At 75.1% G+C, this 23,205-nt stretch carries 17 protein-coding genes; 9 read left to right on the top strand and 8 right to left on the bottom strand.

The window, feature by feature from the left end; genetic code table 11:
• Window positions 1-15: 15 nt before the first annotated feature.
• The 7 genes from RSE42_RS16595 to RSE42_RS16565 all read left to right on the top strand — a co-directional run bounded on the left by RSE42_RS16595 (window position 16) and on the right by RSE42_RS16565 (window position 7,322).
• Window positions 16-912 (top strand): cold-shock protein, encoded by an 897-nt coding sequence (locus RSE42_RS16595; RefSeq protein WP_137280797.1) that lies wholly within the window; start codon window positions 16-18, stop codon window positions 910-912.
• A 154-nt stretch (window positions 913-1,066) separates the two neighbouring features.
• Window positions 1,067-2,461: an alanine--tRNA ligase-related protein gene (locus tag RSE42_RS16590; RefSeq protein WP_415297200.1), complete on the top strand. Its 1,395-nt coding sequence runs from the start codon at window positions 1,067-1,069 to the stop codon at window positions 2,459-2,461.
• A gap of 157 nt (window positions 2,462-2,618) precedes the next feature.
• The gene (gene dnaK, locus RSE42_RS16585) at window positions 2,619-4,502 is read left to right on the top strand and encodes a molecular chaperone DnaK (protein ID WP_021479837.1); all 1,884 of its coding nucleotides are present in this window, start codon (window positions 2,619-2,621) and stop codon (window positions 4,500-4,502) included.
• Complete coding sequence (gene grpE, locus RSE42_RS16580; protein WP_051028412.1) at window positions 4,499-5,161, top strand: nucleotide exchange factor GrpE; 663 nt, start codon at window positions 4,499-4,501, stop codon at window positions 5,159-5,161. The genes dnaK and grpE overlap by 4 nt, the downstream gene beginning before the upstream one ends.
• A 153-nt stretch (window positions 5,162-5,314) precedes the next feature.
• The gene (locus tag RSE42_RS16575; RefSeq protein ID WP_043657778.1) at window positions 5,315-6,310 is read left to right on the top strand and encodes a DnaJ C-terminal domain-containing protein; all 996 of its coding nucleotides are present in this window, start codon (window positions 5,315-5,317) and stop codon (window positions 6,308-6,310) included.
• A gap of 143 nt (window positions 6,311-6,453) precedes the next feature.
• Window positions 6,454-6,855 (top strand): heat shock protein transcriptional repressor HspR, encoded by a 402-nt coding sequence (locus RSE42_RS16570; RefSeq protein WP_051028413.1) that lies wholly within the window; start codon window positions 6,454-6,456, stop codon window positions 6,853-6,855.
• A gap of 158 nt (window positions 6,856-7,013) precedes the next feature.
• Window positions 7,014-7,322: a DUF1540 domain-containing protein gene (locus RSE42_RS16565; protein ID WP_021482763.1), complete on the top strand. Its 309-nt coding sequence runs from the start codon at window positions 7,014-7,016 to the stop codon at window positions 7,320-7,322.
• 107 nt (window positions 7,323-7,429) lie between these two features.
• On the opposite strand, the gene RSE42_RS16560 is transcribed toward RSE42_RS16565, so the two are convergent.
• Window positions 7,430-8,227, bottom strand: a complete 798-nt coding sequence (locus RSE42_RS16560) for a hypothetical protein (RefSeq protein ID WP_244985581.1) — start codon at window positions 8,225-8,227, stop codon at window positions 7,430-7,432.
• Window positions 8,228-8,420: 193 nt separating this feature from the next.
• Here RSE42_RS16560 and RSE42_RS16555 point away from each other — a divergent pair, with 193 nt between their 5' ends.
• Entirely contained in the window at window positions 8,421-14,627 is a 6,207-nt protein-coding gene (locus RSE42_RS16555; RefSeq protein ID WP_415297197.1) for a sigma-70 family RNA polymerase sigma factor, read from the top strand.
• A 31-nt stretch (window positions 14,628-14,658) separates the two neighbouring features.
• Here the strand turns inward: RSE42_RS16555 and RSE42_RS16550 are convergent, their stop codons facing one another.
• From RSE42_RS16550 to upp, 3 genes are all read right to left on the bottom strand, one after another.
• The gene (locus tag RSE42_RS16550; protein WP_415297195.1) at window positions 14,659-15,381 is read right to left on the bottom strand and encodes an NAD(P)-binding oxidoreductase; all 723 of its coding nucleotides are present in this window, start codon (window positions 15,379-15,381) and stop codon (window positions 14,659-14,661) included.
• Between the two features lie 139 nt (window positions 15,382-15,520).
• Window positions 15,521-16,204, bottom strand: coding sequence for a winged helix-turn-helix domain-containing protein (locus RSE42_RS16545; protein ID WP_415297194.1), 684 nt, complete (start codon window positions 16,202-16,204; stop codon window positions 15,521-15,523).
• 315 nt (window positions 16,205-16,519) lie between these two features.
• Window positions 16,520-17,155 (bottom strand): uracil phosphoribosyltransferase, encoded by a 636-nt coding sequence (upp, locus tag RSE42_RS16540; RefSeq protein WP_021482058.1) that lies wholly within the window; start codon window positions 17,153-17,155, stop codon window positions 16,520-16,522.
• A gap of 325 nt (window positions 17,156-17,480) precedes the next feature.
• On the opposite strand from upp, the gene RSE42_RS16535 reads away from it, so the two are divergent.
• Complete coding sequence (locus tag RSE42_RS16535; RefSeq protein ID WP_074804208.1) at window positions 17,481-17,912, top strand: nucleoside deaminase; 432 nt, start codon at window positions 17,481-17,483, stop codon at window positions 17,910-17,912.
• Between the two features lie 140 nt (window positions 17,913-18,052).
• Here the strand turns inward: RSE42_RS16535 and RSE42_RS16530 are convergent, their stop codons facing one another.
• The 4 genes from RSE42_RS16530 to RSE42_RS16515 form a co-directional block, all read right to left on the bottom strand.
• Window positions 18,053-18,856, bottom strand: coding sequence for an NAD-dependent protein deacetylase (locus tag RSE42_RS16530; RefSeq protein WP_415298920.1), 804 nt, complete (start codon window positions 18,854-18,856; stop codon window positions 18,053-18,055).
• A 609-nt stretch (window positions 18,857-19,465) separates the two neighbouring features.
• Window positions 19,466-21,550, bottom strand: a complete 2,085-nt coding sequence (locus tag RSE42_RS16525; protein ID WP_415297191.1) for a carbohydrate-binding domain-containing protein — start codon at window positions 21,548-21,550, stop codon at window positions 19,466-19,468.
• Window positions 21,550-22,446 carry a polyphosphate polymerase domain-containing protein gene (locus RSE42_RS16520; protein ID WP_415297189.1) on the bottom strand — a complete coding sequence of 299 codons (897 nt, stop codon included), beginning with the start codon at window positions 22,444-22,446 and terminating at the stop codon, window positions 21,550-21,552. The genes RSE42_RS16525 and RSE42_RS16520 overlap by 1 nt, the downstream gene beginning before the upstream one ends.
• Window positions 22,443-23,126, bottom strand: coding sequence for a DUF4956 domain-containing protein (locus RSE42_RS16515; protein WP_198526189.1), 684 nt, complete (start codon window positions 23,124-23,126; stop codon window positions 22,443-22,445). The genes RSE42_RS16520 and RSE42_RS16515 overlap by 4 nt, the downstream gene beginning before the upstream one ends.
• Window positions 23,127-23,205: the final 79 nt, after the last annotated feature.

The raw sequence follows: 23,205 nt of genomic DNA, 5'->3' as shown, positions 1-23,205 counted from the left end.
TGCAAGGAGTCCTAGGTGCCCCAGGGAACAGTCCGATGGTTCGACGCCGACCGAGGGTTCGGCTTCATCGACCTCGGGAACGAGGCCGAGGACCTGTTCGTGCACGCGTCCGAGATCGTCGGTGACGACGGCCCGAAGCAGCTCCGCGAGGGGCAGGTCGTCGAGTTCGAGATGGGCACCGGCGACCGCGGCCCGCAGGCACGGCGCGTCCGCGTGACGGGCGACCGCGCTGCCGACGCGCCCCTGGGCGTGCTCGGCACCGTCGTCTGGTACGAGCCGGCCAAGGGCTACGGCTTCGTCACGCCCGACGGTCGCAGCGACGAGATCTTCCTGCACAGCTCGGCGATCGTCGGGGGCGGCGTCGTCACGGAGGGGCAGCGCGTGGCGTTCCTCGTCGTCGAGGGCGAGAAGGGCCCGCAGGCGGACCACCTGCTGCCGCTCGGCGCGCAGGCCGCGCAGCCCGCGGCGGACGGCGCCGACGGCACCGTGTCCTGGTACGACGACGTCAAGGGCTTCGGCTTCGTCGCTCCCGACGGCGGCGGCGACGACGTGTTCGTGCACGTCAGCGCCCTGGGCCGCGGGCTCACCGAGCTCGCCGAGGGTGCGCGCGTGACCTACGACGTCGTCGAGGGCGACAAGGGGCCGAACGCCCGGAACGTGCAGCTCGTGGGCGGCTCCGGGCGGAGTCGTCCGGCGTCCGGCGGGCGCGTGCGCGGCGGCGAGGGCACGGTCGCGCGGTACGACGCCGACCGCGGCTTCGGCTTCATCACGCCCGACGCCGGCGGCGAGGACCTGTTCGTGCACGTGTCCGTCGTGCGCGGCGGGGAGGAGCTCGAGGAGGGCGACCGGGTCCGGTTCAAGATCCGGCAGAGCGACCGCGGGCCGCAGGCCGACGGCGTCGAGCTCATCTGAGCGAGGGGCGGCGCGGCTCCCGTCGAGCCGCCCTGCCCCGCACCTGCCCCGCACCCGCCCCGCTGCGTCCCACCGCGGCGGGGCGCGGTCGTCCTCGCCGGGGGCCGTGGGGATTGCCCTGGAAGTCGGTGGTGCCGGTCCCTAGGGTCGTCGGATGGACGCCCAGGAGATCCGCTCGGCCTACCTCGACTTCTTCGCCGCCCGGGGGCACGCCGTGATCGAGCGAGCGCCCCTGGTCCTGCGCGAAGACCCGACGACCCTGTTCACGGGCGCGGGCATGCAGCCGCTGATGCCCTACCTGCTGGGCGTGCGCCCGCACGCCGCCGGGCGGCTCCTCGTCGACTCGCAGCCGTGCCTGCGGTCGCAGGACATCGACGAGGTCGGCGACCGACGGCACACCACCTTCTTCGAGATGCTGGGCAACTGGAGCCTCGGGTCGGCCGACGTCGAGCGGCAGGTCCGGTGGTTCGTCGACTTCCTCGCGCTCGTCGGCGTCGACCTCGCGCGCCTCTACGTCACGTGCTTCCGCGGCTCGGCGGAGCACGGGATCCCCCGGGACGACGCGGCGGTCCAGACCTGGGTCACGGTGTTCGCCGAGCACGGCATCGAGGCGTCGGTCGTGGACGTGGGGTCGCGTGCGGACGGGGACCGCGAAGGCATGCGCGGCGGCCGGGTCTTCCTCTACGACGCCGAGGAGAACTGGTGGAGCCGGGGAGGCGGCCTGGAGGGCACGCCCGTGGGCGACCCCTGCGGGCCGGACTCGGAGGTCTTCTACGACCTCGGACCGGAGCTCCACGACCCGTCGACCGGGGAACCCCACCCGGCGAGCGAGGGAGGACGGTTCGTCGAGATCGGCAACCAGGTGTTCATGCGCTACCGCCGCACGAGCGAGGGCTTCGTCCTCCTCGACGAGCCGAGCATCGACTTCGGGGGCGGGCTGGAGCGCATCGCCGCCGCCGCGACGGCGACCCCCGACGTGTTCGACGTGAGCCTGCTGCGCCCCCTGGTCGACCGTCTCGAGGACCTGAGCGGTCGCACCTACGAGGACGACCCGCGCCCGTTCCGTGTGATCGCGGACCACGTGCGCGCCGCGACGTTCCTCGCCGCCGACGGCGTGCGGCCGAGCAACAAGGCGCACGGGTACGTGCTGCGGCGGCTCGTGCGCCGGGCCGTGGTGCACGCGCTCCGGCTCGGGCTGGAGGACCGGTTCGTCGACGACCTCGTCGCCGTCGTGGCCGAGTCGTACCGCGACGCCTACCCGAACCTGGTCGAGCGGCGCGAGGAGCTGAGCGGCGTGCTGCGGGACGAGGAGTCGCGCTTCCGACGCACGGTGCACCGGGGGCTCCGAGAGCTCGACAGGCTCCGGGGCACGACCGTCACGGGCGACCACCTCTTCGTGCTCGCCGACACCTGGGGCTTCCCCGTCGAGCTGGCGGTCGACGAGGTCCGCCGCCGCGACATGCCTCTCGCCGCCGACTGGCAGGAGGGCTACGCGGAGCAGCGTGCGCGCCAGCAGGCGCGGTCCCGGGCGGCCGCGAGCGGGGAATAGTGCGGGTCGCGTGAAGGTTGAGCCTGATGGACTCAAGTTGAGCCGGGTGAGGTTGCGCGAGCACCGACCACGGATCTACCTTGAGTGAAGCAGACTCAACCCGGTGTGCCGAGGCGCAGCAGCGCCGTCGGGCACCCAGAACGACGGAGGCACACACATGGCACGAGCAGTCGGGATCGACCTCGGCACCACCAACTCGGTGGTCGCCGTCCTCGAGGGCGGAGAGCCCACGGTCATCGCGAACGCCGAGGGGTCGCGCACGACGCCGTCGGTGGTCGCCTTCTCCAAGACCGGCGAGGTCCTCGTCGGCGAGGTCGCCAAGCGCCAGGCGGTCACGAACGTCGACCGCACCATCAGCTCGGTGAAGCGCCACATGGGCACCGACTGGTCGGTGGAGATCGACGACAAGAAGTACACCGCGCAGGAGATCTCCGCGCGCATCCTGGGCAAGCTCAAGCGAGACGCCGAGGAGTACCTGGGCGAGCCCGTCACGGACGCGGTCGTCACCGTCCCGGCGTACTTCAACGACGCCGAGCGCCAGGCGACCAAGGACGCCGGGCAGATCGCGGGCCTCAACGTGACCCGCATCGTCAACGAGCCCACCGCGGCCGCGCTCGCCTACGGCCTGGAGAAGGGCAAGGAGGACGAGCTCATCCTCGTCTTCGACCTGGGCGGCGGCACGTTCGACGTCTCGCTCCTCGAGGTCGGCAAGGACGAGGACGACTTCTCCACGATCCAGGTCCGCGCGACCTCGGGCGACAACCGCCTCGGTGGCGACGACTGGGACAACCGCATCGTCGAGCACCTCATCAAGCAGGTGAAGAACAGCTCGGGCGTCGACCTGTCGAAGGACAAGATCGCGCTCCAGCGTCTGCGCGAGGCCGCCGAGCAGGCGAAGAAGGAGCTCTCGTCCGCGACGAGCACCACCATCTCGATGCAGTACCTCTCGATGAGCGAGAACGGCCCGATCCACCTGGACGAGAAGCTCACGCGCGCCCAGTTCCAGCAGATGACGCAGGACCTCCTCGACCGGACGAAGGCCCCGTTCCACAAGGTCATCTCCGACGCGGGCGTCTCCGTCTCCGACATCGACCACGTCGTGCTCGTGGGTGGCTCCACCCGCATGCCGGCCGTGACCGACGTCGTCAAGGAGCTCACGGGCGGCAAGGAGCCGAACAAGGGCGTCAACCCGGACGAGGTCGTCGCCGTCGGCGCGGCCCTGCAGGCCGGCGTCATCTCCGGTGACCGCAAGGACGTCCTGCTCATCGACGTGACCCCGCTGTCCCTCGGCATCGAGACCAAGGGCGGCGTGATGACCAAGCTCATCGAGCGCAACACGGCCATCCCGACCAAGCGCAGCGAGATCTTCTCGACGGCCGAGGACAACCAGCCGTCGGTGCTCATCCAGGTGTTCCAGGGCGAGCGCGAGTTCGCGCGCGACAACAAGCCGCTCGGCACGTTCGAGCTCACCGGCATCGCGCCGGCCCCGCGCGGCGTGCCGCAGATCGAGGTCACCTTCGACATCGACGCGAACGGCATCGTCCACGTCGGCGCCAAGGACCGCGGCACCGGCAAGGAGCAGAAGATGACCATCACGGGCGGCTCGGCGCTGCCCAAGGAGGACATCGACCGCATGGTCAAGGAGGCCGAGGAGCACGCGGCCGAGGACAAGAAGCGTCGCGAGGACGCGGAGACCCGCAACCAGGCCGAGGCGTTCGTCTACTCGACCGAGAAGCTCGTCTCCGAGAACAAGGAGAAGCTCCCCGCCGACGTCGTCACCGAGGTCGAGGCCGACATCGCGTCGGTCAAGTCCGCGCTCGAGGGCGAGGACGCCGACGCCGTGAAGACCGCGCACGAGAAGCTCGTCGCGTCCTCGCAGAAGATCGGCCAGGCGCTCTACGCCTCGGCCGAGCAGGAGCAGGCCGCCGGCAACCCCGGCGCCGCGCAGGACGACGCCACCGCCGCGGCGGGCGCGACGTCCGCCCCGGACGAGGACGTCGTCGACGCCGAGATCGTGGACGAGGAGGACGAGCGCAAGTGACGGCCGACGGACCGACCGACCCGCAGGGCCCCGAGGAGCAGGCCGGGCGCGAGCCCGGCCAGGGCTCCGACGACAAGCCCTTCCAGTTCACGGACAAGCGCAAGGTCGACCCGGAGAGCGGTCGGCCCCGCCCCGAGGGCGAGGCCGGCGGCTCCGCGGGCGACGACGCGGAGACGGACCCGCTCGCGGGCCTCGACTTCGAGCCGTCCGACGAGGCCGGGGTCGACGCCGCGGTCCTCGCGGCGAAGGCCGAGGCCGCGGAGCACCTCGACGCGCTCCAGCGCGAGCGGGCCAGCTTCACGAACTACCGCAACCGGTCGCTGCGCGACCAGGAGGCCGCGCGCACGAAGGGGATCGAGGACGTGCTCACCGCGCTCCTGCCGGTCCTCGACGACATCGACCGCGCGCGGCAGCACGGCGAGCTGACGGGGCCGTTCGCGGCCATCGCCGACAAGCTCGACGCGTCGCTCGAGAAGTTCGGGATCGAGCGCTACGGCGCGGTCGGGGACGAGTTCGACCCCACCGTCCACGAGGCGCTCATGCACCAGCCCGACCCCGAGGCCACCGCCACCACGGTGAACCTCGTCATCGAGCCGGGCTACCGGATCGGGGAGCGGGTCGTGCGCGCCGCGCGCGTCTCGGTCGTCGGCCCGCAGTAGCCACCCCTTCCTCGTGCCCGACGGCGCGGGCGCACCTCCCGCGCGGAGGTGCGCTCCGCCGTCGGGCACGCGAGGATCACCAGCAGCAGACCCACCGGCAGCAGCCACGGAACGAAGGACCAGGACCACGACCACCGACAGGAGGGAGGCGCCGTGACCGGACAGGACTGGATGGAGAAGGACTTCTACGCCGCGCTCGGCGTCCCCAAGGACGCCGACGACGCCGCGATCAAGAAGGCCTACCGCAAGCTCGCCCGCAAGTACCACCCTGACCAGAACCAGGGTGACGCGAGCGCCGAGGCCAAGTTCAAGGAGATCGGCGAGGCGTACGCCGTGCTGTCGGACCCCAAGGAGCGCGAGCAGTACGACGCGATCCGGGCGATGGCGGGCGGCGGCGCGCGCTTCTCCGCGGGCCCCGGCGGTGCCGGGGGAGCGGGCTTCGAGGACGTCTTCGGCGGCATGTTCGGCGGCGGCGGGGGCCCGGGCGGCACCCGGGTGCGCTACTCGACCGGCGGCCAGGGCGCGGGCGGGTTCGAGGACATCCTCGGCTCGATGTTCGGCGGCGGCGCGGCGGGCCAGCAGTTCGGCGGCCCCCGCCCCCGTGCGGGCGCCGACCTCGCGGCCGCCACGACCCTGCCGTTCCGGCAGGCGGTCGAGGGGTCGACCGTGACGTTCACCGTCGACGGCCGCACGGTCACCACGCGCATCCCGCCGGGCGTCCGCGACGGCCAGAAGATCCGGCTGCGCGGCAAGGGCCGCCCCGGCACGGCGGGCGGGCCCGACGGCGACCTCGTCGTCACCGTGCACGTCACCCCGCACCCGGTGTTCTCGCTCGACGGGAACAACCTGCGGATCACGGTCCCGGTGACGTTCCCCGAGGCCGCGCTCGGCGCCACCATCGCCGTCCCGACGCTCGACGGCTCGACCGTCAAGGTCAAGGTGCCGGCCGGCACGCCCTCGGGGCGCACGCTGCGCGTCCGCGGCCGCGGCGTGAAGACCGCGAAGTCGACCGGCGACCTGCTCGTCACGGTCCAGGTCGCCGTGCCGCAGAAGCTCTCGAAGGCCGCGCGCGAGGCCGTCGAGACGTTCGCCGCCGAGACCGCCGGCCAGGACGTGCGCGCCGACCTGGTCCGCCAGGCCGCGGAGTGAGGGGGGCGACCATGATGCCCCAGCAGGAAACTCATCATCTCTCGATCGGTGGGGACTCGGGCGGCGTCGGACGCGCTCCCGCGAGCGACGTCGACCAGGACGCGCCCGTCCTCGTCATCTCGCAGGCGGCCGCGCTCGCGGGCATGCACCCGCAGACGCTGCGCCAGTACGACCGCCTCGGCCTCGTGGTGCCCCGCCGCACCGCGGGCCGGGGGCGGCGGTACTCGCTGCGCGACGTCGCGAAGCTGCTCGAGGTGCAGCGCCTCAGCCACGACGAGGGCATCAACCTCGCGGGCATCCAGCGGATCCTCGCCCTCGAGTCCCAGGTCGAGCGGCTCGAGCGGCGCATCGAGGCGCTCTCGGCGCGCGTCGAGCCGGGCGGCCGCGTGTTCGCCGCCGCGGCGAGCGGCGACGTCGTCGTCGTGCCGCGCGGGCGCAGCGTGCGGCGCGGGGTGGAGGAGGCCCTGCGCGAGACGCTCGTCGAGCACGGCGAGGCGCGCGCGCTCGTCATCTGGCGGCCCCGGGCCGACGGCACCGACAACTGACCTGCGACGCGGCATTTCCGCAAGAATGCCGTGCGCTAATTGCTGCGCATTCCTGCATTTCTAAGCAAGGCCTTCCTTGCTATACACCGAGGAATTCCGGGAATACCGTGGAACGCGGAGACCGACCCACGGCGGGTCCTCGGAGACAGGAGATCGCGATGAGCAGCCTCACGGAGATGCCCCAGGTCGTCGAGTGTTCCATCGACGGCTGCGGCTACAACCACGACCACGGGTGCCACGCGGGCGCCGTGACGATCGCCGGTCACACGGGCGACGCCGAGTGCGCCACGTTCATCCCGCTGGGCACGAAGGGCGGGCTGGAGAAGGTGCTCGCGCACGTCGGGGCCTGCCAGCGCACGGAGTGCGTCCACAACGCCTCGCTCGAGTGCTCCGCGCCGTCGATCCGCGTCGGGGCGGGCGCGTCCGGCGAGGATCGCGCCGACTGCCTCACCTTCACGCCGCGCTGACGCGCGGTCGCCGCCTTGCTCGCGGGCGGTCGGTCACCCACCGGCCGCAGACGCCCCCGGACGCCCCGGACCACGTGCTCGCCCGCGTGGGTCGGGGCGTCGTCGTGTCAGCGCTGGAGCGTGTCGAGGAGCTGGACGGCCGCCGTGTGGGTGCGGGGGAGGGGTTCGAGCCAGACGCGCGGCGGCCGGCGCAGGATCGCCGTCACGCCCAGCGCGAGACCGGTGCGCTCGATGTTGTGGCGGAGCACGGTGCGCACCATGGCGTCGTCGGCGTCCCGCTCGCCGAGCACGACGAAGAGCCCGTTGCCGATCGAGGCCATGGGGTGGCCCTCGCCGAACGTGTGGGTGAGCGCGCGGCCCATCGCCGCCGAGCGCGCGAACCGCTGCCACCCGGTGAGGTCGTCGAGCGCGACGTCGACGACGAGCAGCCCGTGGGTCTGGGTCGCGTCGAGGCCCGCGCGCTCGGCCGCGCCGTACGTCTCGCGGAGCCGGTGCACCAGGTACTGGGTCGTCGCGAGACCGGACTCCGGGTCCAGGACCTCGGGTGCCACGGGGCTGGCCTCGTACCCCTCGGACCAGCCGACCGCCACGCCGCGGACCAGGTCGACGACCGGCTCGCGGTCGTGGGCGCGGTACAGGCAGACGACGTCGTCGATGGCCTCGCCGATCCCGACACCGGCCTCCGCGCGGACGCGGCCGAGCCGCTCGGCGGCGGGCGTCGCGTCCCGCTCCTCGCACAACGCCTCGACGAGCGCGTCGACGGCAGGGTGGTACCAGTCGCCCGGCCGTAGCCAGACGCTGTCGGCGCTCGCGCGCCGCCACCGCTCGCGCACGGCGTCGGTCGCGGGCACGGCGTACCCCTGGAGGTGGTCCATGTAGATGAGACGTGCGGGCGAGCGGTCCATGACGCGGGAACGGCGAGAAGTTTCCAGGACCTCACGTCCCGGGTGAAAGGGGACGAAAGCCAGAAAGCACCGTCGTCGCCGTTCCGGTGGCGGGAACCCTCTGCCCGTGAGATGGACGGGCGTCTACTATGGCCACCGTAGCCTCGGTTCGGGGCGGTCTCCGGGGCGGGTGACGATGACGCAGGCACAACGGGTGGACAGCGAGGCGTTCAGCGACGCCGAGCTCATCACCGCCGTACGTGCAGGGGACACGAGCGCCTACGGGGTGCTCTACGAGCGGCACGCCGGGGCCGCGCGCACGGTCGCGCGCCAGTACGTCCGCTCGAGCGCCGACGCCGACGACGTCGTGTCCGACGCGTTCGCCCGCACGCTCTCCGTGCTGCAGAACGGCGGCGGCCCGGACGTCACGTTCCGCGCCTACCTCTTCACGGTCGTGCGCCGTCTGTCGTACGACCTCGTCAGCGGGGCGCGGCGCACGCAGCCGACCGACGACGAGCGCACGTTCGAGTCCGCGTTCGGCCCGATGGCCTCGACGGAGGACCCGACGCTCGAGGGCTTCGAGCGCTCGACGGTCACGCGCGCCTACCAGGACCTGCCGGAGCGGTGGCGTGCCGTGCTCTGGTACACCGAGGTCGAGAACCTGTCCCCGGCCGAGATCGCCCCGCTGCTGGGCCTCACCGCGAACGGCGTCTCCGCGCTCGCGTACCGCGCCCGCGAGGGGCTGCGCCAGGCGTACCTCCAGCAGCACCTCACGTCCGTGCCCGCTGAGGAGTGCCGCACGGTCAACGCGCTCCTCGGGTCGTACGTGCGCGGGGGCCTCGCCAAGCGCGAGACGGCACGCGTCGAGTCGCACCTCGAGGGCTGCGACGACTGCCGCGAGCTCGTGCTCGAGCTGGGCGACGTCTCCCACGGCATGCGCGCCGTCATCGCCCCGCTCGTGCTCGGCGTGGGCGCGCTCGGTCTCGTCGGGACGGCGCTGCCCACCACGGGTGGCGCGGCGGTCGCCGGCGGGCTCGTGGCCGCGCTCCAGGGCGCGTCCGGCAGCGGGACGGCGAGCGGCTCGGGCGCCGGTGGATCGGGCGGTGCTGGCGGGTCGAGCGCCGGCGGGTCGAGCGCCGGCGGATCGGGCGCCGGTGGGTCCGGCGCGGCGGGCGGTTCGGGTGCTGCCGGCGGGTCCGGTGCGGCGGGCGGATCCGGTGCGGCGACCGGTGCCGGGGCCGGTGCGGGCGTCGGCGGTGGCGCCGGCGCGGGCGCCGCCGGGACCGGGGTGATCGGCGGGGCCGGTGCGGCAGCGGGAGCCGTCGGCGCCGCGGGCAGCGTCGCCGGGGGAGCGGCCGGTGCCAGTGCGGGTGCGGGGGCCGCCGCGGTGGGTGGAGCAGCGGCCGTCGGCGGTGCGGCGGCGGGCGGCGGCGCCCTGGCCGCGGCCGGGGCCGGAGGCCTGCTCGCGCTGGTCGCGTCCGCGCCGATCGCCGCGGCGGCGGTCACCGTGGGCGTCCTCGCGGTCGCCGGGCTGGGCGTCGCGGGCGCGCTCGGGGCCTTCACTCCCGAGCCCACGCCGTCACCGACCTCGCAGTCGTCCCCGACGCCGTCCGGCTCGTCCCCGTCTCCGTCCCCCTCGCCGAGCTCGGGGACGACCGCCCCGACGCCCGACCCCACGACGGACCCGACGTCCCCCACCAACATCCCGCCGGCGCCGACGGACCCCGCCACCCCTGACGCGACGACGGCTCCGCCTGCGGGTGGGGCCGCGCCCGGCGGGACGAGCCCGGTCGGCTCGACGCCCACCGACCCGGCTCCCGGCGGCTCGACCCCCGTCGACCCGGGGACCGGCGAGCCGACGCCCGTCGACCCGCCGCCGGAGCCGGCTCCGGCCGCGCTCGACGTCGCGCTCGGGACCGGTATCGAGATGGAGGCGCGCAAGCCCGCCGACGTGCGCCTGACGGTGTCGAACTCGGGCGGGAGGGCGGCGCAGGACGTCACGGTCGAGGTCGACCTGCCGGCCGGCGTCGAGGCCGTCACGTCGTCGGTCGTCGCGCGCGGCGCGTCGGTCGCCCCCGCGCTGCGCACGGCTGCGCTCCCGTGCGGGCCTGCCGCCGCGGGCGGGACGCTCGCGTGCGCGGTGGGCGTGCTCGCGCCCGGCGAGGCGCGTGACCTCGTCGTCACGGTCACGGCCCGGGGCGGCGGCGTCTACGAGTTCCCGGCGCGCGTGAAGGCGGAGGGCCTGCGCACGGTGGAGCGCAACCTCACGCCGCCGCCCCTGAAGTACGTCGGCGCGGAGGTCCGGCTCGACGACGAGCGCGTGACGCTCGCGGCGAACCCCGGGTCCGCGACGCTCACGCTCACGGCCGCCAACACCGGCGACCGTGATGCCCAGGGCGTCCGCTTCACCGTGCCCGAGCTGCCGAAGGGGCTGTCCCTCCGACCTGTCGACGACGGCTGGACCTGCACCACCCCCGCGCGGGGCGCCGCGCTCGAGTGCGCGAGCGACACCGTGCTGCCCGCGCCGGCGCGCGGCGCGTCCGCCGGGCCGGCGGTCGACCTGGCCGTGCAGTTCCGCGCGGACGGCTCGTTCGTGCCCGAGGTCCAGCAGCGCGACGACGGCGCGCTCCGCGTGCTCCCCGCCGACGTCCCCGTCGAGGTGCGGGCCGGAGCCGACGACCAGGCGGTCACGGCGAGCCGCACCCTGAGCGCGGCGGTGCCGCTCGCGTGGCTCGGGGCCGACGGCGTCCAGGTCCGCGCGGAGAACGCGGACGGCACGGTGCGGTACACCGCCGACGTCGCGAACCGGACGGGCGCGCCCGTCACGGTCGGCCTGGCCGCGCCCGACACGCCCGCGTGGCGCGCGGCCGACCTCCCCGCGCGCACGAGCGTCGGTGAGAACGCCTCGCTGGTCGTCGACGTCAACGCGCCCGCGGTGCCCGCGAGCATGCTCGTGCTCTCGCAGGAGCGGCTGCTCGTCGGGCCGGGCGGCGAGGCGGTCGTCTCGCGGCCGCCGAGCGACGTCCCGCTCGCGCTCGACGGCCAGACGATCGCGCCGGTCGTCCCGGACGCGACGGTCGCGCAGTGCGTGTTCGACCCCGAGAGGGACACGTCGTCCGCCGCCGCGACGCTGACCTTCGACAACTCGGCCTCCACCCTCCCGGTCGAGTTCTCGGTCGACGGGCACCCGGGCCTCGCGCAGACGGTCCCGGCGCGGGCCCGTGCCGAGGTCGAGCTTCCTCCGGCGGGAGCCGCGCCTGCGACGTACGCGCTGCGGGCCGACGGCGACGCGCTCGTCTCGCGCACGGTCGGCGCGGTCGACTGCTTCGAGTGGGACGTCGAGGGCTCGGCGACGACGCGCTGGTCGCCGGAGACCGGGTCGTTCGTCGTCGAGGGCACGTTCCGCAACGACCACGCGGTGGCGGCGCTGAGCGTCGCCCTGTCCGCGGGGCGGCACGGCGCCGCGGAGGCCGTGGAGGTCGCGCCGGGCGCGGAGGCGTCGTTCGCCGTGGACACGGGTTCGCGGGACGTCGCGGCGGGGTCCGCGACGTTCCGGGTGGCGCGCGTCGGTGCGCCCGGTGCGGAGCCGCACCAGGTGCGGGCGTCGTTCGACGCGGCGCGGCACGCGCCGTCGGCGTCGCGGCAGCCCACGGTGGGTGCGTGCGTGTTCGACCCGGCGACGGACACGTCGTCCGCGCCGGTGACGCTGCACCTGGACAACGCGGCGTCGACGGTGCCGGTGACGTTCTCGGTCGTCGGCCGGGACGACCTGACCGAGACGCTCGAGGGTGGCGAGACGCGTGACGTCGTCGTGCCCGGTGGTGTCGGTGCGCAGGGCGCGACGTTCGCGGTCGTCGCGGACGGGGATCTCGTCGCGCGGCACGTGGTCGACGGCGTCGACTGCTTCGAGTGGCGCGTCGAGGGCTCGGCGACGACGCGCTGGTCGCCGGAGACCGGGTCGTTCGTCGTCGAGGGCACGTTCCGCAACGACCACGCGGTGGCGGCGCTGAGCGTGGCCCTGTCCGCGGGGCGGCACGGCGCCGCGGAGGCCGTGGAGGTCGTGCCGGGCGGTGAGGCGTCGTTCGCCGTGGACACGGGTTCGCGGGACGTCGCGGCGGGGTCCGCGACGTTCCGGGTGGCGCGCGTCGGTGCGCCCGGTGCGGAGCCGCACCAGGTGCGGGCGTCGTTCGACGCGGCGCGGCACGCGCCGTCGGCGTCGCGGCAGCCCACGGTGGGTGCGTGCGTGTTCGACCCGGCGACGGACACGTCGTCCGCGCCGGTGACGCTGCACCTGGACAACGCGGCGTCGACGGTGCCGGTGACGTTCTCGGTCGTCGGCCGGGACGACCTGACCGAGACGCTCGAGGGTGGCGAGACGCGTGACGTCGTCGTGCCCGGTGGTGTCGGTGCGCAGGGCGCGACGTTCGCGGTCGTCGCGGACGGGGAGACCGTCGCGCGCCACGTGGTCGACGGCGTCGACTGCTTCGAGTGGCGCGTCGAGGGCTCGGCGACGGCGGAGTGGTCGCCCGCCGAGGGCGGCGGCTCCGTCGTGGTGAGCGGGACCTTCCGCAACGACCACGCGGCGGCGACGCTGCGCGTGCTCCTGGACGGTGGAGACCTCGGTACGACGCGCGCGGTCGACGTCGCACCCGGCGCGGAGGCCGTGCTGACCCTCGACACCGGTTCCCGGCAGGTCGCCGCGGGCGAGGTCGCGTTCCGCGTCTCCCGGCTCGACGGCTCGGGCCGGTCGCACGTCGTGACCGCCGCGTACGACGCCGTACGGCACGCGCCCGCGGTGGACGCGCCGACCGTCGGGGCGTGCGTGCTCGACCCGGCGACCGAGCGGTCGTCCGCCCCGGTCGCGCTGCGCTACGACAACACGCGCTCGACCGTCCCCGTGGTGTTCGCCGTCGCCGGTCGCGACGACCTGACGCGCACGGTCGACGGCGGCCGGCACGCCGTCGTCGACGTGTCCGGCGGTGTCGGGGCAGCGTCGCTGACGCTCGACGTGCTCGCCGACGGCGCGGCCCTCGCGAGCTACAAGGTCCCGGGTGTCGACTGCTTCGACTGGTCCGCCGCGGACGGCGCCGCGGCGGCGACCGCCACGTGGGTCGTGCCGGGCGGCGCGGGCGCGGGCTCGTCGGTCGTGCGCGGGACGTTCCACAACCCGTACCGGGCCACGACGCTGCGGGTCGCAATGACGACGCCCTACGGCGGCGCCGCGCCCGTGGAGGTCGCCCCGGGCGCGACCGCGACGCTCGCGGTCGACACCCGCCAGCGCGACGTCCCGGCCGGGACCGCCACGTTCGCGGTCGAGCGGGCGCACGCCCCCGGCCTGGCGGGGAGCACGGTGACCGCGTCGTACGCCGCGGCGACGTACGCGCCGTCCTGGGCGCGCACGGCGACGGTCGAGGCGCGCTGGCAGGACGGCTCGATCCGGCTCGTGGGCACCCTGACGAACGACACGGCGGAGACGCTGGACGCCCGGATGCTCGGCGGCGCGGTCGGCGACTCCGCCCCGGTGAGCGGCATCCGACCGGGGGAGACGGCGACGTTCACGATCGACACGGGCAAACTCGACGTCAAGGCCGGGAAGGTGACCTTCCGCCAGTACCGCTGGGTGCTCGGGAAGGGGTTCCAGGACTCGACCCTCGCGGCCACCTACCGGGGCGCGGCGTACGTGCCCGACTGGGCGGCGACGCTCACGGCGACGACGCAGTGCGCGCCCGGCGGGGGTGGGGTGGTGCTCACGACCGGTCTGCGGAACGACGCCGACGAGCCGACCCGCGTCGTCGTCCGCACCCCGTTCGGCACGCGCGACCTCGGCGAGGTCGCGCCGGGTGCGAGCGCGAGCGTCGACCTGCCCGCGGGCACCCTCGCGGTGCGGTCCGGTGCGGTGACGTTCGAGCTCTCGCGCACGGTCCTCGGCACCCCGTTCGCGGAGACGGTGACGGCCCGGTTCGACGCGCTCGACTGCGCGGTCGTGGCGCCCGGCGGGAGCCTCGTCCTCGGTGACCCGTACTACGACGCGAAGCGGGGTGACTCGTTCCGCACGGTGTCCGTGCTCCTCGACAACGCGGGCTCCAACGTCCCGCTGACCTTCCGGGTCACCGGGCAGGCGAAGGGCCAGTGGGACCTCGCGGCCGGCGAGCGCCGCACGGTGGCGCTGGGCGAGGCCTCCGGGTCCGGGGCGAAGTACGTCCTGCACGCGGGGTCGTGGTCCGAGCAGCTCGTGGTCGACCCCTTCAGCGCGGCGCCCGCGTGTTACGCCGCGTGGGAGGTCGACGAGTGGTACGGCTTCGGCGACAAGGTGTCCTACGGCGGCTGGAACTACACGGCGCGGATCGCGAACGTCCTCATCCGGCCCGACCGTGACTCGCTCGGGCTGATCTGGCAGCGCGAGGCCCGCTGCGACGGCTGACGCGCCCGACGCCCGTCGCCGGGCCGGTCGGTCACGGCAGGACGTCGGCCAGCGCGTCCTCGACAGGGCGGTCGCCACCCACGAGGTCGAGCACGAGACCGGCCGAGCGGGGCTCGTGGAGCACCGCCGCGAGCACGAGCGCGACGTCGTCGCGCGTCACGTCGGACCGCTCGCCCACGGCGGCGCCGGGCCTGCGTCGCTTGCCGCGCGGCTTGTCGCCGTCGCCCACGGGGGCGAGGGCCACGAGCCCGACGCCCGGGTCGTCGGTGAGACGGCCGGGCCGGACGATCGTCCACTGCAGGTCCGTACGGGCACGCAGGTCGTCCTCCGCGGCGGCCTTCGCCCGCAGGTAGGCCCAGAGCACGTCGTCGACGCCGTCGGGGCGCTCGTCGGCGCGGGCCGCCTCGACGCCCCGCGACGAGACGAGGACGTAGCGCCCGACCCCGGCGCGCTCGGCGGCGTCGGCGAGGAGGGCCGCGCCCGCACGGTCGACCGCGTCCTTGCGCGGCGCCCCGCTGCCGGGTCCGGCGCCCGCGGCGAACACGACGGCGTCCGCGCCCTCGAGCTCGAACGACACCGCGACGGCGTCGTCCTTCTCGAGGTCGACGAGCGCGACGTGCGCGCCGAGCTCCGTGAGATCCGTGATCTGCGCGGCGGACCGCACGAAGGCGACGACGTCGTCCCCGCGCTCCACCAGCGTCCGGGCCAGGCGACGGCCCACCTGGCCGTGACCTCCCGCGATGACTGTGCGCATGGGCCGAACGTATCGCCGCACGCGCGTCCGCGCCCGGCGAGCGGGCGGTGTGCGAGGGTCGTCACAGGAGGGGGTTGCGCTGCCGGGCGCGTGGTCCCCCACGTACCCCCACGTCGACCGCGGCCCGGCAGCGCGGTCCTCAGGCGGCGTCCCCCGAGCCGCCGAGGACGACGGGGGTCTGCGGGTCGAACCGGTAGCCGAGCCCGCGGACCGTGGTGATGACGTGCTCCAGCCCGAGCTTCTCGCGCAGGCGTCGCACGTGGACGTCGATGGTGCGGCTGCCGCTCGCGACCTCGTGGTCGGCCCACACGGTCTCCAGCAGCTCGGCGCGCGTCACGACGCGGTGCGCCGTGCGCGCGAGGTACGACAGCAGCTCGAGCTCGCGGAACGTCAGGCGCGCCGAGCGGCCCTCCACCGTGACCGTGCGCCCCGCGGGGTCGATGACGACGCGTGGCACGGGGGAGAGGGTCGCGAGCCGCTCGCGGAACGCGGCGATGTCCTGGACGGGCGACGTCGTCGCGGTCGTGGGCTCGGCGAGGGCGAGCGCCGTGTACGTCTCGGCGCTCGGCAGCCAGTCGCGCGCGAGCTCGCCCAGGGCCTCGGCGAGCTCGACGAGCTGCGCCTGCGGCTGCTCGCCCGGCGCGGCGTCGACGCCGACGTAGAGCACGAAGCCGGGGTTGCGCCGCGGGGCGGCAGGCTCGGACGCCGTCGGGCGGGGTGCGGGGGCGGGCCGCGGGGCGGTGGGGCGCGGCGGCGTCGTCCGGGCGGCGGGGACGCGTGCCGACGGCGTGCGGCGTGCGGTGCGGGTAGCGGTGAGCGTCATGGGTGGCTCCGGGTGCGTCGGGCCGACGGCGACGCCGGGAGTCCGGCGGGTCGGCAGGGGTCGAGGGCTGAACCGAGGTGCGGGAGAGGGTTCAGGCCTGACAACAGACGCACACGACCGCGCCCGGGAGCACGCCGGACGGCGCGCTGACGGGACGGGTCGAGGTGCTCACGGGAGCGAGCATGGCAGCGGAGCGCACGGCACGCCAAGAGGAGCCGTGGAAGTTCTCAGCATGCGGACCGCGCCGATCTCGCGTTCCGGGCGTGCCGAGCGGGGGCCGGGGCGTCCCGGCGGGTGTTCGTGCAGGTGGAAGCGTCAGACGACGCCGTACAGGCGGTCGCCCGCGTCGCCCAGGCCGGGCACGATGTACGCCTTCTCGTCGAGGCGCTCGTCGACCGCGGCGACCACGAGCTGGACGTCCACGCGCTCGCCGACCGCCTTCTCCAGCACCTGGATGCCCTCCGGCGCGGCGAGCAGGCACACGGCCGTGACGTCGCGCGCCCCGCGCGCGAAGACGTAGTCGATCGCCGCGACGAGCGTGCCGCCGGTCGCGAGCATCGGGTCCAGCAGGAACACGTGCCGGCCCGTGAGGTCGTCGGGGAGGCGGTTCGCGTAGGTGACCGCCTCGAGCGTCTCCTCGTCGCGCTGCATCCCGAGGAACCCGACCTCCGCCGTGGGCAGGAGCCGCGTCATGCCCTCGAGCATGCCGAGGCCCGCGCGCAGGATCGGCACGACGAGGGGGCGCGGCTCCGCGAGCCGGACGCCGACCGTCCTGGTCACGGGCGTCTCGATCTCGTGCGGCTCGACGCGCACGTCCCGCGTCGCCTCGTAGGCGAGGAGGGTGACCAGCTCGTCGACGAGGAGCCGGAACGTCGAGGACGTCGTCTCCTTGTTCCGCAGGACGGTCAGCTTGTGGGCCACGAGCGGGTGGTCGGCGACGTGCAGGCGCATGGTGACAACGGTATCGGACCGCGGGCCGTCCGCCGTACCGGCCGGTAACCGGTCCGCGCACGGGGCGGGCGCGCGGTCGCTAGCCTGGTGCGGCCCGCTCCTACCGACCGGAGGTCCCGTGCCCGACGACGTCGCCCACCCCGGCGAGCCGGCCCACCCGGGCGACCCCGCCCGCTCGGGCGACCCCGCCCACCGGGGCGACCTCGCGCACCCGGAGGAGGGGACGGCGTCGGGCACCGTGCCGCGCGGGCTCGCGATCCCCGCCACGGAGGGTGCGTTCCCGCCCGCCACGGTCGCGGGGCGCCGCCGGACGTGGGACGCCCTCATGGGCCTCGCGCTGCACGAGGCGACCCACGCGCTCGCGAGCGCCGACGTGCCCGTGGGGGCGGTCGTCGTCGGGCCCGACGGGCGGCTGCTCGGCGTGGGGCGCAACCGGCGCGAGGAGACGGGCGACCCGACCGCGCACGCCGAGGTGCTCGCGCTGCGCCAGGCCGCCGCGACGTGGGGGGAGTGGCGCCTCGAGGGCTGCACGCTCGTCGTCACGCTCGAGCCGTGCGTGATGTGCGCGGGCGCGCTCGTGCTGGCGCGCGTCGAGCGGCTCGTGCTCGGGGCGTGGGACCCGAAGGCCGGTGCGACCGGCTCGGTGTGGGACCTTGTGCGCGACCAGCGCGCGAACCACGCCGTCGAGGTCGTCGGCGGCGTGCGCGAGGACGAGTGCGCACGGCTGCTCCGCGACTTCTTCGGCGCGCAGCGCTGACCGCTCCCCTGTCGTCGCGGTCGCGGTGGGGAGGAAGGACGGCGCCGGGTCTACCATCCGGCGCCTCGTTCCTCGGCGCCTCCCGCCAGGCCCGCCACGACCCGGCGCCGTCCTTCCTCCCCACCGCTGGGTCGGTGGCCTCAGCGCGCGAGCGCCTCGGCGAGGGCGGTCAGGGTCTCCGTGGTGCCGGCCTCGATCTTGAGCGTCGCGAGCGGGTCGCCGCGCGTCCAGCCGCGGTTGACGATGACGACCGGCTTGCCGTCCTTCGCCGCGTGCCGCACGAACCGCAGCCCGCTCAGCACCGTGAGCGACGACCCGGCGACGAGGAGCGCGTCGGCCTCGTCGACCATCGCGAACGCACGGTCGACCCGCTCGCGCGGCACGTTCTCGCCGAAGTACACGATCTCGGGCTTGAGGACCCCGCCGCAGAACTCGCACGGTGCGGGCCGGAAGTGCGACGTCTGCTCGATCACCGCGTCCGCGTCCGGCGCGATCTCCACGTCGCCGACGTCGCCGATGCTCTCCAGGAACCCCGGGTTGAGGGCGGTCAGGCGCTCGGCCAGGTGCTCGCGCGAGATGACGCGACCGCACTGCAGGCAGATCACCCGGTCGTAGCGGCCGTGCAGGTCGATGACGTTGCGGCTGCCCGCGTCCTCGTGCAGCAGGTCCACGTTCTGCGTGATGAGCCCGACGAGCACGCCCGCGTCCTCCAGCCGCGCCAGCGCCCGGTGGCCCGCGTTCGGGTGCGTGCGGTGCACGTGCTGCCACCCGACGTGGTTGCGCGCCCAGTAGTGGCGGCGGAACGCCTCGTCCTGCACGAACTGCTGGTACGTCATCGGGTTGCGCGGCGGCGAGTCCGGGCCGCGGTAGTCCGGGATCCCCGAGTCCGTCGACACGCCCGCGCCCGTGAGCGCCGTGACCCGCAGCCCGCGCAGCAGCTCCACCGCGTCCTCGACCGTCCCTGTCCGCGGCGCGGGCTCCGCGCCCGCGGGCGGCTGGCTCGGCCGCCACGCGAGCCGCGACGACAGGGTCGGGACGGCGGACGGCAGGTCGGCGGCCGACGTCGCCACGTGCGCGGGGGAGGCGGTCGTCGGGTCGGTCGGGTCGGTCGGGGACGGTGCGGTCGGGTCGCTGGGCACGTCTCCCACGGTACGACGAGAGCGGGGACAGAACCCCGGCCCGCCGTGGTAGCCCTGGTCACCCCGAGGGAGCCCCGAGGCCCCGCGAGGTAGAGCCGTGGTCGGGCGAGGTAGAGCCCTGGTCCACGCGAGGTCGAGCCGTGGTTGGGCGAGGTAGAGCCGTGGTCCACGCGAGGTAGAGGCGTGGTCCACGCGAGGTAGAGGCGTGGTCCACGCGGGGTAGAGCCATGGTTGGGCGAGGTAGAGCCCAGGTCACGCGACGTAGAGCCGCGGTGCACGCGAAGGAGAGCGGCGGTCGGGTCGGTAGACCTGTGACCACGCCTCTACCTCGCGTGACCGGGGCTCTACCTCGCGGGACCGGGGCTCTACCTCGGCGGAACGCGCGGGCCGGGACTCCGGGCGGGGGACGCGGAGTCAGTACTCGGTGATCGTGCCTGAAGGCGTGCTGCCCTCCGTCGTCGCGCCGTCCTCCGTCGCGCCGTCCCCTGTCGCGCCGGGGCGACGCGCGGCGCCGCCCGGGCCTGCGGTGCCCGACCATTCGCCCGCGACGGCGGTCACCGAGCCGGACGGGGTGGTCACCGTGTAGGTCTCGCCGGTCGTCACGTCGGGGGAGGAGACGACGACGTTCGCCGTCTCCTTGGTGACGGTGAGCTCGGCGACGACGGTGCCGTCCGACGTCGTGACGGTGACGGTGTCGCCGGCGCTCGCAGAGACGTCGGCGGCGAGCCAGCCCTGCTCGGAGTCCGTGGCCGGGACGACGACCATCCCCGCGCTGCCCGCCGCGACGAGCGAGCCGCCGGAGACGGTGAACGTGCCGTTCACGTCGAGCGCGCCGTTGCCGTCGTTCGTCGGGCCCTGGACGACCGTCTCGCCGCCCGTGACCGTGAGCGACCCGTTCGAGTCGATCCCGTCGCCGCCGGCGTCGATCGTGAGCGTGCCGCCGGAGATCGTCAGCGACGAGCCGTCGTCGGCGTCCATGTCGCCGCCCGCCATGCCGCCCGCCCCACCGCCAGGGCCGCCCTGCGGCTGGTCCGCGCCGTCGGGGGGCTCGACACCGTCGGGCAGGTCGTCGCCCTGCGGGGGCTCGGGCATCTCGCCGTCCGCCGGCATCTCCGGCGGGGTGCCGCCCGTCGTCCCGCCCGGCGCACCGTCCGGCGGCTCCGGCATGGTGCCGGCGGCCGAGCCGCCCGCCGAGCCGCCCGCTGCCGAGCCGCCTGCGGCCGTGTCGCCTGCTGCCGCGTCGCCCTCGCCGGTGCCGGTCGTCGACCCGACCGTCGCGTTGAGGCCGTCGTCGCTCGCCGTCACGTCGACGTCACCGCCGGAGATCGTGAGGGTCGCGCCCTCGATGCCCTCGACGGACGTCGTGACCGTGAGGTCACCGCCGGAGACGGTGACGTCGCCGTCGGCGTGCACGCCGTCGTCGCCGGACGACAGCTCGACGGTCCCGCCCGAGACGGACACGGCGCCGTCCGAGTGCAGCGCGTCGTCGGCGGCGTCGACGGTGACCGTCGCGTCGTCGCCGACCACGACGCCCACGTCGCCCTTGAGGCCCTTCGCGGAGGCGTCCTCGCTCACGTCGGCGCCCCTGCCGCCGGCCGCGGTGACGGTCAGCGTGCCGCCGGAGACGACGACTTCCGTCACCGCCTGCACGCCGTCGTCGCCCGACGTGACGGTGACGTCCCCGCCGCGCACGTCGACGAACCCCAGGGTCTTGTCGCCGTCCTCGGTCGACTTCAGCCCGTCCTGCGCGGCGGTGACGTCGAGCGTCCCGCCCGTGACGACGAGGTAGTCCTTGCCGCGCAGGCCGTCGTCACCCGCGTCGACGGTGAGGTCGCCGCCCGCCACGACGAGGCCGTCCTTCGAGACGATGCCGTCGTTCGCGTGCGACGTCACGGTGAGCGCGCCGTCGCCGCCGATCACGAGGTCGGCCGTCGAGAACAGCGCGCCGTCGGGCTCGCCGTCGGCGTCCAGCTCGGAGGGCTCCTCGGCGTCGGTGAGGCTGTTCGTCGAGCCGTCGGCGAGGACCACCGCGACCTTCTCCGCGTCCTGCACGTTCACGGCGGCGTTGGTCGGGGAGGTGATGTCGGCGTCGTCGAGCACGAGCTGGACGAGCCCGTCCTCGGCGGTGTCGACGACGACCTGGCCCTCCAGCGTGCCGCTCAGCACGTACGTGCCGGGGGCGGTCACGGTGACGGTCGCGCCGTCGACGGCCACGCCGTCGCCGTCCACGGTGGCGGTGCCGCCGTCGAGCGCGACGGTCGTCGCCGACGCCTCGTCGACCGCGAGGTCGGCGTCGTCCATCGTCACCTCGGCGTTGTCGGCGCGCGCCTCCTCGGGGGTGAGGCCGGCGACGGCGTCGGACGCGGCGGTCGAGGTTGTGGTGCTCGCGTTCGCGGACGTGTCGTCCGTGGCGGCGTCGCTGCCCAGGACCGAGCAGCCGGCGAGGAGGGCGGCCGCCGCGGCCGCGGTGAGGTACGTGAGGGGTCGTCGGATGCGCATCACAGGCTCCTGTCGTCGTGCCCGGGGGTGCGGGCGGGGTGTCGGGCGAGGTCGTGGCCGGGAGTCCGGCCGGACGTCGTGCCGCCCGGGGAGGGGGTGAGGTGGCGGCGGATCACGCGCCGCCAGGGGCCGTCGGGCAGGTCGGGGCGCAGCAGCGCCAGCCCGGTGCCGTACTTCGAGATCCGCTCGGGGCGGTGCCCGTGCCGCCACAGCAGCCGGTCGAGGTCCGACGGCGTCGAGCCGCCCTTCGTCTCGACGACCGCCAGGTGGGTGACGGGCCAGGAGAGGGGCCGGGCGCCGTCGGGCCGGTCGAGCTCCCACGTGAGCCCGGTGTCGACGGTGGCGCGCGCGGCGCCGTCGGGCCGGGGGAGCAGGAGCGTCGTGCGGCGGTACCGCGACACGAGGCCGGGTGCCAGCGCGTGCTCCGACACGCCGTCGATGCCCTCGGCGGCGAGCGTCCGGTGGACGAACTCCTGCCCGCCGTCGAGCGCCGTCGGGCAGTCGTGGGCGACGCGCTGCTTGAGCGTCGTGCCGCGCGCGGCGCGCGTCTTGACCTCGAGGAAGCTCGTCCCGGAGTCGAGGTACGTGCGCGTGCGGACCTTGAACCGCCGACGGCGGCGCGTCGCCGTGAGGCGGAACGACGCGAGGTCGGGCGTGTCGAAGTACACCGACTCGTAGGCCGCGCTGCGTGCCCCGTCGATCTCGAGGACGCGCGCGGCGGTCGTGCGGGCGAGGGCGTCGAGCACGGCGACCGCGTCGTCCACGGGCAGGACGTACTTCCGGTCGACCCGGGTCAGCAGCGCGGCGGTCCCGACGAGCTCGTCGAGGTCCACCCCGGCGAGCGGGTGCAGGGCGGCGCGCACGCGGTCGTCGGCCGGGAGGGTCTGCGGGCTCATGCGCGCACCCCCGTCCGGGCGGGGAGACCGTCCGGGGCCGTGGCGGCCACGCGGAGCGGCGCGGCGTCGGCCGCGAGCGGGGGGACGTCGTCGGGCAGGACGGCGGGACGGGCGGGGCGCGCGCCCCGGCGCGGCGTCCGTGGGGCGGTCCAGCGGACGTCGACCCAGGTCGTGTCGTTGACGAGGTCGAGCCGCTGCACGCTCACCCCGCGGACCTCGGCGCCGAGCAGCTCCTCCAGGTAGCGCGTGAGCTCGGCCGGGTCGGCGAGGGCGCGGTCGACGACGACGGTCTGGCTCTGCGCGCGGCGCAGGACGCGCGGGTGGTCGACGACGGCCATGACCCCGACGACGAGCGCCATGCCGGCGAGGGACAGCCAGCCGGTGGCCGCGCCGAGGCCGCCGAGGAGGCCCAGCGCAAGGGCCGCGAAGTAGTAGGCGACCTCGGTCTGCGAGAGCTCGGTCGAGCGGAGGCGGATGATCGACAGGACGCCGAAGAGCCCGAGCCCCAGACCGGCGCCGACGCTGCTCGTCGCGAGCGTCGCCGCGACCGCGAGCACCCCCACGTTGACGCCGAGGTACGCGACGACGAGGTCGCGGCGGCGATGCCGGGGGAAGTAGAGGCCGAACGCGAGGACGGTGACCGCGACGAGGTCGACGAGGTACAGGACGGGCTGGGACACGAGGCCTCCGGGAGCCGGGGCGCTGGGCGCCGTGGTCGAGGACGTCCCCATTCCGCCGGTCGAGCCTGTGCGGCCGCTG

The organism is Cellulosimicrobium sp. SJTW-1, assembly GCF_047716875.1.
GTDB classification, from domain to species: Bacteria; Actinomycetota; Actinomycetes; order Actinomycetales; family Cellulomonadaceae; genus Cellulosimicrobium; species Cellulosimicrobium funkei.
This window is presented reverse-complemented; position numbering and strand designations above follow the sequence as displayed.